Raw genomic sequence first — 12105 nt, 5'->3', positions numbered from 1 at the left:
CGCGCGACGTCTCTCGGTCACACCCTCCCGTTCCCCGGGCCCGTCGTCCGGCCCCGGCCGGGAGGCTCCCTCCGTCGCAACGCCGGCGCGGCGGGCCGGGGACAACCGCGCAGGTGGGGCGATCGTTGCCGCGCGCGGGACGCTTCCGCCGGTTGTCGAGGCGCCGGAAGGGGGCGCCCCCTCGCGCCGAGACGATGCCGGCCCCTCCCCGGCCGCGGCCGGGCCGCGCGTTCGGCCGCGGCCGGAGCCCTGGGGAGCGTCCCGGCCCAAAGCTTCTCGAGACCGGCGCGAAGCCGGGATGCGGGCCTGCCCGCACCGCGCCGCGCCTTTAAGAGTCTGATGGCACTTTCCCGATAGGGTTCGGCCCGAAGGGAAACCTGCGATGCGCCCGCCGATGCAGATGTCCGATCTCGCGGTCTCGGCGCCGGTAGTGTACTCGGACCTCTTTCTGTCGCAGCCCGGCCTCGATGGACCGCATTATCGGGCGCGACGCGGCCTGATCGCGTCCTGGAAATTCTTCGACAAGGACGGAAACACCTCTCGAATGTACCTCGAAGGCGGCCATGTCGCCGTCTACGTGCTCTGGATCAACTACAGGTCGGTCACGAGCTCTGTCGCCCTCCAGAACATCTCGCTCGCCTCGGAGCCGAGTCGGGCTTCGGCCGGGCCGGACCCGTCCGCGGAGGCGCCGCAGCGGACCGAGCGGCTGATCTCGAAGGCGATGACGGCGCACCCGATCTCGCGGGAGACGGCCGCGTTCGTCGTCGGCGCCATCCTGCACGAGATGAGCGTCGGACCTCCCTCAGGCTCCTCGGGACCGCCGCGGCGCCGGGCTTGGTCGCAATCCGAGCGCGGGCTCTCCCTCGGGACGGTCGGCCGAAAGCGCGGCGCGGCACCGGGGCGCGAGGCGGGCGCGCGCGTCCCGCCGGCCCGTCGCTCCTGAGCGCCCGGCCGTCCCGGCGACCGTGACCGCGCTGCGGCGGCCCGCCGGGACGGCGCGGCCCGCCCGTGGGGCCGCGCGACGGGCCCGTTCGCCGGTTCGGCGAGCGGCGCTCAGTGCTTCTTGCCGTCCGCCGGGGCCACGCCCTGATCCGCCGCGCGGCCGGCGACCGGCGCCGCGGAGGTGGTGGGGGCCGGGGGCGTCGCGGCCGTGGTCGAGCCGGTCGTGGTCGCGTCCCGGGCCTTCTGTTCGGCGGGGCTCGCCGTCGACGGGCCGGTGACCGGGTCCGCCCCGGTCTCCTTCTTCGAGAGGGTTGTGGCGGTGTTCGTCGCGGTCGTGCCCGCCGCCCCCGTCTCGGCCCTCTCCTTCTTCTCGTCGTAGCACCCGCCGAGGGCCAGGATCCCAACCAGCGGCAGTGCCAAAACCTTGGCGTTTCCCATGCGGCGCTCCTGATGCGGGTTGGGGCAACGTCGTCCCCTCGGAGCGGTTCCGCGCCCGGGCCGGCCCCGGGCGCGGCTCCTGCGGCCGATCTGCGCCGGCCAGGTTCGCCGATGACCTCAGACGAAGTTGTGCGGGTCGCTCTGGATCGACCAGCCGCCGTCCGGCTGCACCGGCGTGCCGTTCGACGTCAGCAGGCCCGTCGAGGCGATCTGGCTGCCGTTCATGATCCACTCGGACAGCGTGTTCCCCGTCGACCGCCACAGGAGATCCGACTTCCCGTCGCCGTTGTAGTCCCCGACCTGCTGGATGCTCCACGACGCGTCCGGCCGGATCGCGCCGCCCTGGTAGGTCAGCGCGCTGCTCGACCCCACCTGCGACCCGTCCATCTTCCACAGCGCCAGCGTGCTGTCGCTGCCCCGCCACAGGATGTCCGCCTCGTGGTCCCCGTCGAAGTCGCCCACCCCCGCCACGGACCACGACAGGTCGGGCGCGATCGCGGTGCCCTGGTAGGTCAGCGCGCTGCTCGACACGATCTGCGAGCCGTTCATCAGCCACTCGACCAGCTGCCCGGTCGAGGTGTTGCGCATCAGCAGGTCCGAGTAGGGATCGCCGTCGAAGTTCCCGATCCCCGCCACCGTCCAATACGGGTCGAGCTGAACGGCCGTGCCCTGCGAGGTGATGGTCTGGCTGGCGGTGATCTGCGTGCCGTTGAGCTGCCACTCGGTGAGGAAGCCGGCGCTGTTCCTCCAGAGCATGTCGGTCTTGCCGTCGTCGTTGAAGTCGCCGAAGCCGGCGATCGACCACGAAGCGTCGGGGGCGACCGCGACGCCCTGGAAGGTGAAGGGGCTGCTGGCCTGGACCTGGGCGCCGTTCATGGTCCAGTTGACGAGGCCGCCGGCATTGCTGCGCCAGATCAGGCTGGCGCGCCCGGTGCCGAAATCGTCGGCGGTGCCGGCCAGGGTCCAGGAGGCGTCGGGTGCGACGGGGGTGCCGTTGGAGGTGAGGGCCTGGGAGGCGGTGATCTGGGCGCCGGAGACGTCCCAGGACACGAGCTGCCCGGCGGAGCTGCGCCAGACGATGTTGCTGAGCCCGTCGTTGTTGAGGTCGTCCTGGTCGATGCGGGTGACGGTGAGGTCGACGCCGGCGGAGGGGTCGGCGGACTTGACGAGGCGCCCGGCCAGGGGGGCCGTCAGGTTCATGCTGTAGGAGGTGGCCCCGTTGCCGTAGGCCAGGACGGTGCCGGTGTGGCGGTAGGTGAAGGTGGACGACGCGCCGTCGGTGAGGATGATCTTGTCGCCCTGGGCGAAGTCGGTGATCGTGTCCAGCGACAGGCCGAACATCGTCGACTTGAAGGTGTCGTTCCCGCCGTTGCCCGTCATGGTGGTGACGTAGCTCGGGTTCGGCAGGAAGGTGTCGCTGCCGGTCGTGCCGATCGCCTTGGTGAGGATGGTGCTCGGCCCGATGCCGATGTTGTTGATCATGCCGTTGGCACTGGTGAAGGTGCCGGGGGTGAGGCTGATGGTGGCGCCGTTCGACCAGCCGGAGAGGTCGAGAGTGTTGCTCGCTCCCGTCGCGAACAGGGTGACGACGGGATGCTGGTTGACGGTGAAGTTGAAGTACTGGTTGATGAGCCCCGGCACGGTGCTGTTGAAGCCGAAGGTGACGTTGTTGAGCGTGCTCGTCGTCGGCGCCCCGTAGATCTGCTGGGCCGCCAGGATGTCGAGGAACATCGGCGTCGTCGGCTCGCGATAATAGTAGAGCCCATTGGTCGGGCTGGTGCCCCAGGACGTTCCCGTGACGGGATACTGGTTATAGTACTTGGCCGACGTGTCGAACGGATCGATGTAGGACATCAGCGTCCAGAGCCGGGTGTCGTAGGCGCTGAACTGCTGGGTGGCCGAGTTGACGTTACCGTTGTAGGCGCCGCCGTGGCCGAGGCCGATCAGGTGTCCGAGTTCGTGGACGAGGGTCTGGTAGGGGTAGCCGCCGTAGGTGTCGAACGAGCCGCCGATCGGGCCGAAGCCGGCCACGCTGGTGTCGATCGAGATGATGGCGCCGGTCGGGTTGTTGATCGTCGTGCTGCCGATCGCCGAGGCGACGATGCCGTTGTTCTCGTAGGCGCTGCCGTCGCTGCCGCGGATGAAGGTGAAGCTCGCGGTCGCGGCGCTGGCGGCCTGCGCGAACTGGATGTTGGCGACGGCCGACCACAGGCCCATGCCGGAGATCAGGGCGTTCCGCTCCGTCGTGGTCCAGTTCGAGTTGGTGTCGAACCAGTAGGTCACGGTGCCGCCGGCGCTGCCGATCGCCGTCGAGCCGAACTTGTGGGCCTTCGACGTGGTGGCGTAGGTCGCCGGGTTGTTGCTGTTCCAGGTCCAGAAGCTCGTGCCCACGACCTTCTTGGTCGCGTCGACGCCGGAGATGAAGCTGACCTCGCCGTCGTAGGCGTTCGCGAAGATCGGGTCGTAGGCGGCGGCGCCGTCCTTGAGGCCGGTCCCCGTCGGGTCGAGGAGAGCCGCGATCACCGGATCGCGCGAACCGCCCGACGAACCCGGCCCGGCCGCGCCCCCGACCCATGCCGGCGCCTCGGCGATCGGCCCGGTCGGGAGCAGGGCTGGCGCGGAGGTCCCGCCATGATCGGGAGGCGTGCTCGCCGTGAGGAGGGCCGCCACGTCGTCGAAAGCGACCGGGATCGTCCGCGGCATTCCATCATCGGCGCCGTCCGCCTGGATCACGGTTTCCCCAAAGAACGTCGCAATTCCAATGTCATCCCCATTAATCTTGATGTCATCATGATCATGCCCACTGGCAGCTGGAGCAGCTGCGTCGGCATCACTCAAGATAAAATCGTCCAACGCAGACAAACCACTGTCAGAAATATTTATAACCGAGCCGACAATATTGTCACGATCATCTACATCTGACGGATTTAACCTTGAAGAATAAATCGCCCAAGACATGCTGTTGGACATGTCATTCATAATATCGCTATCTGAATTATTAGAATTGAACTGCAACTTCTTATTCATCGTGGCCTCCACTGTCAGCCAGGTTGTATTTTTACGCAAATCGGTGTAAAAGTCAAGCCAAGATCCGCATTAGATCAATAATGCTCAAGAACATATTTCTTTGCACAATCTGGCCCGCCGCAATTACGTCTTTTCCACGAATCCCTGCATCTGCGCACAGAGTCACCACGTCAGACTCTTTCTTGCCGAACAAGCGCTCCTGCAAGCTCCCTGCACATAAGGGCACTCATCATCTTGACGGCCTTGGGAACCGGGCTTCCATTAGGGCGCGCGCCATCTGTCCCGCCGCCTATTTCAAAATGGTTACCTGTTGCAGATCCGAATTGCCCCAGTCCGCCGACGTCGAGAGAAACCATCGCGCCGGGTCCGACACCGCGATGTGCGTAGTCGCACAACGGGCGCCACAGTGCATCGTCCGCACCGGGAAGCTATCCAGCACCCGATGCGGCGAGAATCCTGGCGGATTGCTGGCTCAGAGCTCCGGGCAGGTCCGAATCGTGAGATCTCGACGGGAGGCCGGGCGCGGGACCGCGGCCTTCGGCCGGGCGCGTCGGCGGCCCGGCGCGGACGGCCGGGCCCGCCTCCGGACGCCGCGCGGCCTGCTCGCGGTTCCCGGGCGCCGGGCGTGCCCCGACGCGGAAGGGCCGCCCGCGCCGGACGCGCGAACGGTCACCGGCACGCCGCCGGCGGCGTGCCCGCCGTCACGTGTTCAGATCATCCGTCCCGATCGTGATCTCGCGGAGCTTGTGGTCCTCATCGTACTTGAGGCCCGCGAGGAACTGGATTGCGGGACGATAGAGCGGGAGGAAGTCGTCCGGCCTGTCGCCGAATCCGGCGTCCTGGACCGCGCCGGACGTGACATTGACCAGAACGAGGTCGCCCGCGGAGGTGCGGAACGGAATCTGCCACCCGACGGTGCCGAAGGCCGTGGCGGGCTCGTCGTGGTCATAGAGCGGCATGATGGCGGTCCCGGCGGCATCGTCGTCAAGGCCGGATCGCGGCTCAATGCGCCGTCGCGTGCCATTCCGACCCGAAGCGGGCGGACACGGCCCGCGCGGCGCGGCGGCGTCCCGCCGCCGCCCCGGACCGCAGACCGAGATAGGCGGCTGCCGCCGCGGCACACAGGCTCCCCCCGACAGGCGCAGCCATGATCGCCGTCAACACCCCCTCGTGCCAGAACAAAGCCGCGGTGAGGGGACCGCCGACGACAGCCGCTGCAACAAGCGCAAGCATAGATTACCTGCCACATCCGTTTCGCTGATCCAACGAAAACCTTAGATATCGGTTCCATGCGGTGTCTGCTGGAGAGGCGCCGCAGGATCGCGCTCATCTCACCTCGGAACACTGCGCAACTCTTGTCGGTGGTGGGGGCCGTTCGCCGAAAACGGGTCTCGCGCGGCCGAGGCCGCGTGGTCCGTCGTGACCTGACCCGGCGCGGGCAGCGGATCCGCCGCCTTGGGAGGGCCCGGCCGGGTCGGCGATCACGCGCCCGTCCTGCCCGGAAGGCCCCTGCCCGGCAGAGGCGGCCGGACGATCGCCGCGCGACCGGCCGGAGGCGCCGGCGGAGCGCCCGCCGCTCCCGGACCGCGGCCGGGTGCGTGACCGGATCCAAAGTCGCCACCTCGCGTTAGCCCGCACGTGTTCCGACCTCTCGGCCGGGACGTGCCGTCATCAGGGACGGACAGAGGAGTTCGATCGCGTGCGGATTGCCATCATCACAGCCGCTTTCCTCGCCGGGATCGGCGCGGCGACCCTTTCCGAGCCCGCCGCTGCCCTGCCGGTCAGCCCCGACCAGGCGCTCGCGGCGCCCAACGGCATCGTCAGCGAAGCGCGCGTGCGCCGTCACCACCATCACGTGCGGCACCACCGCCACCACCGCAGGGGCATGATGCGCGGCGGAGGGCACTTCAACAACGTCACCCGCGGTGCACCGGCGGGTTACAGCCGCGGCAATGCCGCCACCGGGAGCACGGCCGCGCCGAGCGGCAGGTAGCGTCCGCGGCGCGTGGGCGACCCGGCTCGGCGCGCCGTGACGTTCGATCCCGGGCACGCGCCGTCGGGGAGGATGCGGGACGCGCGCCGGCCGTCCCGGCGGCGGAGCCTGGAAGCCGTGCGCCCCGCGCTCCCGCGCGCGTTCCCCGGCCGCGCTCTCAGCTTGGCACGCCGCCGGCCGCGAGGGCGGCCAGGTCATAGGATCGGTCGTCTTCTTGACACCTCGTTCCGCCACGGACACAGCCTGAAGCGCCAGGCAGATCAGGACGAGAGCAGGCTTCGCTCAGGATGAGGCATGACGTCTGCTCTAGGTTTCTGACTTTGCTGCATGTCCCGCTGAACTGGCACATTTCAGCGGGAAATACCCTAAGCTGCCTCGAGGCTTCAAGCCCCGGGGTCATCCTCAAGATCGAGGCCGGGATCCGGAACGCCATTCTGATCGCGGCCCTGCTCGATTTGCGTGCTGATAAAGATCACGCGAGCAGTGGATCATTCACGGTAAAAGGTCGCATCATTTCGTTGTCTTCGTGGGAAAGAATGTGGCAGTGCCACACGTATTCTCCTGGCTTGTCGAACGTCGCTACAATCGACATCATTTGATGCGGGTCTACCTCAACCGTATCCTGCCAGCCGCTTTCTTCAGGCCGCAGCGCCATTGGATCCCCAATCCAGATGTCGGCTGAGTTGTAGTCCGGCACTGAGTCGTGTCCATAAGTGATGACACCGTCATGATTCGTGTCGTCCGGGACACCATCATCGTTAGCGTCTTGAAAATCGATATGGCGCTTTTCGACTACTTGATATTGCACCAAATGGAGATGTATTGGATGACTGTCTGCTGTGAAATTGAACACCTGCCAATCCTCTGTTGAGAACAAAGCTGGTGTTTCAGTCACAGGTGCATCATAGGCCAACGGGCCAAAAGTCTCCCCTGCATGTAGTTCGGTTCGACTGGTGCGCACGGCACCTTCTTCAGCCGTCCCGAGCAGGGGCATCGTCCGGCCGTACTCATCTGCCTGCTCGAACAATCCGACTTTGCGGACCTGCGTGGCACCGTCTGCGATGCCGTCGTGGTCGCTATCGACCGCCAAGTCGTGGAAGTTGCTCGACAGCACGGTACCATCCGTCACGGTGGCATGGCCGGCCACCAGGCGCGCATCGACCGTAAACTGCATGATGTTGCCGATCGGATCCGAGGCTGTGGCCGCCCGTCCGTCACCCGCGAGGGACCCATCATCGTTCAGGCCTTGAAACGGCGAGTAAGCGGGCCCCACATTCTGGAGATGTACGGCGTGGGTCGCCTCTCCTGGATCAAGGTGGACGTTGCTGAAATCGAAGACGAGATCGGTGCGGTCGCCAGGGGCCAAAACCAGGAACTCATCGTCCTCCTGCACACCATCGCCGTCCATGATCGTCACAGCATGCGGCAGCAAGCCGCCGTCTGTGCCGACCAAGGTCACTTTGACATTAGGATCATCGAGCTTCAGCACATAAAATCGGGAGTCCGAACCGTTGAGCAGACGGAGCTCTTGTGTTCCTGCGGCAACATCCTGATTAGGCCATGCCATGCCATTGACAAGAATGGTATCTCCGAAGAATTCTGGAACCACGGAAGGTGCATTTGCACCATGCGCGTCATAGAACTCTTGCGGAACAACATCCTTTACGCGCATTTGTGTGCCATCATCATTAAATTGGCCCGGCAGTATGTCGTTCTGGTACGCTGGATAATAGAGCTGCCCGGTGCTGGTGAAAGCTCTATCCTGGATCGCTACCCCGACGTCGTTTGCCCCACTCGGCAGGACTCCGGCGCTCACCAGGTTGGCTCGCTCTTGATCCTGGAGGATGTAGAACCCAGCAAGGCCCGCGTACACATTAAGGCGGGTTATTCCCAGCGCATGGTCATGATACCACAGAGTAGCAGAGTGTTGATCATTCTGATATACGCTGGTTGAAGTCTCGAACATCGCACCGACATCGCGGGGTCCGGTGCTTCCACGGCCTCCGTTCTGTGTAAACCATTGGTCTGGTAGGCCGTCATACTTTGAATCGTTGTGCCCCCCGTGCAAGTGAGTGACGATTGGTACGAACCCAGAAGAAAGCGGGTGAGTATTTGAGTCCGCAATGTTGATCGAGGTATCAACCGGCAGGATGTGTCCCGTTTTTGGCAGTTTGTTCTGCCATGTCACCGTCACCGGGTGGTTTTCGTAGGCCAGAATAGTTGGTCCGGGGTAAGTGACGGTCTGACCAGTGCCGTATCCCCAAACAGTTGTCTCGATAATGTTTCCGAATGAGTCGTAGAGGCCTAAAAACTGGTTTGTCTGTCGAACTTGAAGTGTAATATGATCGCGCGTGGCCGTGTCAATAGTTTGCGGTATGGGCAGACTGTTCTGATATGCGTGTTGTGTGAATTGCATCTGGGCGCTATATGTGCCGTAGGTATCCCGCTTCCTAGACATGGAGTTCTCTCCATTTCCGAGCCCAAGAATGCGCATAAATAATATCGCATGACATAGCTGACATTGATCTTTGTCAAATAAGTGTATCAAATCCCGATAGGAGCGAGTGCCACACTAGCGGACCAGCTATAAAGCTTAGCTTGGCGCGAGCACCGGGTTCTACCTCCGACGAGTCCGCACTCTTGAGAACCCGAAGCGCTTGCGTGGTCGCAGCATGACTTCGAAGCCCTGGATCGTGCGCCGCGCCGCTGCTTGCGACTTGCGGCGGTCGCCGGCGAATCGGGGCCAGCGTCATCGGTGCCGATCCGGTCCGGCCCGAGGAGCGCCTGCGGCTGCAGCATCTTGCGCAGGACGCGGCAAGAAGCGCTTGGCGGCGTGCAGATCGCGGCTGGCGGTGAGCAGGAAGTCGACCGCGTCCCCGCGCTGGTCGCTGGCCCGTCAGCCCGTCCTGCCGCTCCCCTCGTAGCGGCCGATCTCGGCTCGGCACGGGGGTGATCGCTTGGCCATGTTCTCACGGAAGCAGGCGCGCACCTCCTCGCCGTCCGGCGGGAGGTTGCCGCGGCAGGTGGCGCAATCCCCTGTGCAGGCCGTTTCAGGGCCCTGCGGTCGGACTGCGTCGGGGAGGCTGCGTCGGCACTCCCGACGCGGACCGCGACGGTGAGAACGAGGGCGGCGGAGGCGCAGTGTCGCACGGCCCAGAGCATTTTCCGACGAAGTGGATGCCGGTTCGTCGCACAAAATCGGCAAAATCAAAGACCTAGAGCAGCACCCGATTGCAACGTGATCGGGTGCTGCTCTAGCGGACCTGCTGGCGGGTGGACCCATCCGCCGCCACGCCGTCGCGGTGACGTGCCCCCTTGCATTCACCTTCGAGCGGGCCAGACTGCCTCTCGCGACCTCGGTGGTCATGCTGGGAGGGACGCGATGTGGTGGTTCTTCGGCTTCGTCGCCGCTTTCGCGCTCGCGGCGATCCCGCGCCTGCGAAAGCTTCCCTTCGCGCTCGGGTTCGTTTGGCTCTGGATCTGCGTCTCTCCCACGCTGGCGCTGATCTATCTGGTGATCGGCATGGCGATCCTGATCGCCATGGCTCGCCGCCACCTCGCCTGAGCACGAGGTCCGGGAGCGTTCGCCGCGTCTCATGGGCTCCGGATGTCAGGACCCGCGTCCTGAACCGAGGTACCATCTCTGCCATCGGCTCATCAGCCAATGCCAGAGAAAGCCGACGACCGCGCCCGCAATGATCCATATCACGACCGCCGCCGCCTCGAGCGGGGCAGACCACCACAGCATCGCTGCTGTCCACAGCAGCGCGAACACAACAGAGATCCATCTCAGTCGGGCTTGCTCACTCATTTCCGCTGCTCCGCGTTTCCTATGAGGTCGCAGATACGGACCGGCAGCACTGTGCGTTGAAGCACATACGTTTTTCAGCGCAATTCCTCATTCAAATAACTTGCACAGTTGACATTATAACTTTGTGCAACTTTGCCGACAGGACTTGGATGCTTGCGAAGCGGTCGCGGGAGCGTATAGTGCCGGGACGCCCGGAGGAGGTCGCGGCGCAGCCGACAGCGGCGCAGCCGACAGGAGGGTGATCCGATGCGCACGTTCTTGCTCGCGGCCGCCGCCAGCGTTGCTGTCATCGCCCTCGCGTCCGGCCAGGCGGCCGTCGCGCAGGCTGAGGTCGACCAGCAGCTCGGAAGCGTTCACTTCGAGACGTCCTGCAACGAGGTCGCGCAGCGTCGCTTCGATCGCGGCATGCGCTACCAGCACTCCTACTGGTATTCGGCCGCCAGGGAGGTCTTCGAGGAAGCCCTCAAAGCCGATCCCGCTTGCGCCATCGCCGAGTGGGGCATCGCCCTGACCTACCTGGACAACCCTCACAACCCGATCCCGCAGCCCAACCTCGCTCCGGGGCTCGCCGCCATTCAGCGCGCCAAGGCGCTGGATCCGAGGACTGAGCGCGAACGCGATTACATTGACGCGCTGGCGTTGATGTACACCGACTTTGATAAGCTCAGCCATGGCCACCGCATTCGGCTCTTCCGCGACGCCCAGGAGAAGATGGCAGCAAAATACATGCATGATGACGAGGCACAGATCGCCTACGCCATCACGCTCAACACCTCGGCCGACCTCAACGACAAGACCTACGCCCAGCAGCTGAAAGGCATCTCGATCCTCGATCCGCTCTCAAAGCGCCTGCCTCGGCATCCTGGCGTCACGCACTACCTCATCCACCTCTACGATTACCCGGAACTTGCCGCCAGAGGACTCGAGGCGGCGCATCGATACGCGCAGATCGCGCCGGCCGCGCCGCACGCGCAGCACATGCCATCTCACATCTACACGCGCGTCGGTCACTGGAAAGACTCGATTGACTCGAACACCGCCTCTTGGAAGGCTGCGCGAGCCGAGAAGTCGATCGGCAATTACCTGCATGCACAGGATTACATGGTTTATGCCTATCTGCAGCTCGGCCAGGATGATCAGGCGCGTGCTGTCGTGGAAGACATGATGCACGAGACCGAGTTCAAGGCGACCGTGCTGGCTGCCCATTACGCGCTCGCGGCCTCGCCGGCGCGCTACGCCGTCGAGCGCGGCGAGTGGTCCGCGGCGTCGCAACTCTCCGTGCGGCCAAGCCCGTTCGCGTACGTGACGGCGATCACGCACTTCGCTCGCGCGCTCGGCGCGGCGCGCTCGGGCCAGCCTGAGGCGGCCGCGCCCGACATCGCGACGCTCGCCGGGCTGCGCGACAACCTGCGCGACGCGAAGGATGTCTACTGGGCGGAGATCGTGGATATCCAGCGACAGGTCGCAGCCGCCTGGGTGCTCCACGCACAAGGCCGGCACGACGAGGCGCTGAAGGCCATGAGCGCCGCGGCGGATCTCGAGGACAGGACGAACAAGCACGTGGTCACGCCTGGGCCGCTCGCACCGGCGCGGGAACTCTACGGCGAGATGCTGCTCGAGCGCGGCATGCCAAGGGAGGCGCTTGCCGCTTTCGAGGCGAGTCAGGTCAGGGAGCCGAACCGCTTCCGCGGCTTCTTCGGCGCTGCCAAAGCCGCCGAGATGCTTGGCGATAGAACAACTGCGAAGGCGAATTACGAGAAGCTGCTGGCGCTCGCGGCGAATTCGGCCTCTGAACGGCCGGAGATCGGAGCCGCACGCACGTTCGTCGCGATGAATTAGGCACGGTCATGCCGAGGCCAGCGAGAAGGACCACCCTGACCACGGCGGCGGCTGT

General features: G+C 65.2%; 9 protein-coding genes and 1 pseudogene. 5 read left to right on the top strand and 5 right to left on the bottom strand.

Annotation, left to right across the window (positions count from 1 at the left end):
* Positions 1 to 394: 394 nt before the first annotated feature.
* Positions 395 to 943: a hypothetical protein gene (locus tag QA634_RS09910; RefSeq protein ID WP_236728740.1), complete on the top strand. Its 549-nt coding sequence runs from the start codon at positions 395 to 397 to the stop codon at positions 941 to 943.
* Positions 944 to 1053: 110 nt separating this feature from the next.
* On the opposite strand, the gene QA634_RS09905 is transcribed toward QA634_RS09910, so the two are convergent.
* Both QA634_RS09905 and QA634_RS09900 read right to left on the bottom strand, forming a co-directional pair.
* The gene (locus QA634_RS09905) at positions 1054 to 1380 is read right to left on the bottom strand and encodes a hypothetical protein (protein ID WP_012331827.1); all 327 of its coding nucleotides are present in this window, start codon (positions 1378 to 1380) and stop codon (positions 1054 to 1056) included.
* A 117-nt stretch (positions 1381 to 1497) separates the two neighbouring features.
* Positions 1498 to 3903 (bottom strand): M10 family metallopeptidase C-terminal domain-containing protein, encoded by a 2406-nt coding sequence (locus QA634_RS09900; protein WP_283027462.1) that lies wholly within the window; start codon positions 3901 to 3903, stop codon positions 1498 to 1500.
* A gap of 108 nt (positions 3904 to 4011) precedes the next feature.
* On the opposite strand from QA634_RS09900, the gene QA634_RS09895 reads away from it, so the two are divergent.
* A complete protein-coding gene (locus tag QA634_RS09895; protein WP_198293083.1) occupies positions 4012 to 4302 on the top strand; it encodes a hypothetical protein in 291 nt (96 codons plus the stop codon).
* An 806-nt stretch (positions 4303 to 5108) separates the two neighbouring features.
* Here the strand turns inward: QA634_RS09895 and QA634_RS09890 are convergent.
* Positions 5109 to 5366, bottom strand: a complete 258-nt coding sequence (locus tag QA634_RS09890) for a hypothetical protein (protein ID WP_012331825.1) — start codon at positions 5364 to 5366, stop codon at positions 5109 to 5111.
* Between the two features lie 740 nt (positions 5367 to 6106).
* Here QA634_RS09890 and QA634_RS09885 point away from each other — a divergent pair.
* Positions 6107 to 6400, top strand: coding sequence for a hypothetical protein (locus QA634_RS09885; RefSeq protein WP_012331823.1), 294 nt, complete (start codon positions 6107 to 6109; stop codon positions 6398 to 6400).
* 472 nt (positions 6401 to 6872) lie between these two features.
* Here QA634_RS09885 and QA634_RS09880 read toward each other — a convergent pair whose 3' ends face one another.
* Both QA634_RS09880 and QA634_RS09875 read right to left on the bottom strand, forming a co-directional pair.
* Complete coding sequence (locus QA634_RS09880) at positions 6873 to 8858, bottom strand: multicopper oxidase family protein (protein ID WP_012331822.1); 1986 nt, start codon at positions 8856 to 8858, stop codon at positions 6873 to 6875.
* 251 nt (positions 8859 to 9109) lie between these two features.
* Positions 9110 to 9296 (bottom strand): annotated as a pseudogene (locus tag QA634_RS09875) (DDE-type integrase/transposase/recombinase); the annotation flags it as partial.
* A gap of 486 nt (positions 9297 to 9782) precedes the next feature.
* Between QA634_RS09875 and QA634_RS09870 the strand changes: the two are divergent.
* Positions 9783 to 9965, top strand: coding sequence for a hypothetical protein (locus QA634_RS09870; RefSeq protein ID WP_012331821.1), 183 nt, complete (start codon positions 9783 to 9785; stop codon positions 9963 to 9965).
* Between the two features lie 492 nt (positions 9966 to 10457).
* Positions 10458 to 12050 carry a hypothetical protein gene (locus QA634_RS09865; RefSeq protein WP_012331819.1) on the top strand — a complete coding sequence of 531 codons (1593 nt, stop codon included), beginning with the start codon at positions 10458 to 10460 and terminating at the stop codon, positions 12048 to 12050.
* Positions 12051 to 12105 lie beyond the last annotated feature (55 nt).

Origin of the sequence: Methylobacterium sp. CB376 (genome assembly GCF_029714205.1) — a bacterium.
In the GTDB taxonomy this organism is placed as follows: Bacteria; Pseudomonadota; Alphaproteobacteria; order Rhizobiales; family Beijerinckiaceae; genus Methylobacterium.
The sequence above is the reverse complement of the archived record's forward strand: the minus strand, read 5'-3'. Positions and strand labels throughout refer to the sequence as shown.

Bases quoted from the DNA above. Each gene is read 5' to 3' on its own strand.
- QA634_RS09910 (WP_236728740.1), top strand. From the start codon at position 395: ATGCAGATGTCCGATCTCGCGGTCTCGGCGCCGGTAGTGTACTCGGAC.
- QA634_RS09905 (WP_012331827.1), bottom strand. From the start codon at position 1,380: ATGGGAAACGCCAAGGTTTTGGCACTGCCGCTGGTTGGGATCCTGGCC.
- QA634_RS09895 (WP_198293083.1), top strand. From the start codon at position 4,012: ATGATCGGGAGGCGTGCTCGCCGTGAGGAGGGCCGCCACGTCGTCGAA.
- QA634_RS09890 (WP_012331825.1), bottom strand. From the start codon at position 5,366: ATGCCGCTCTATGACCACGACGAGCCCGCCACGGCCTTCGGCACCGTC.
- QA634_RS09880 (WP_012331822.1), bottom strand. From the start codon at position 8,858: ATGTCTAGGAAGCGGGATACCTACGGCACATATAGCGCCCAGATGCAA.
- QA634_RS09870 (WP_012331821.1), top strand. From the start codon at position 9,783: ATGTGGTGGTTCTTCGGCTTCGTCGCCGCTTTCGCGCTCGCGGCGATC.
- QA634_RS09865 (WP_012331819.1), top strand. From the start codon at position 10,458: ATGCGCACGTTCTTGCTCGCGGCCGCCGCCAGCGTTGCTGTCATCGCC.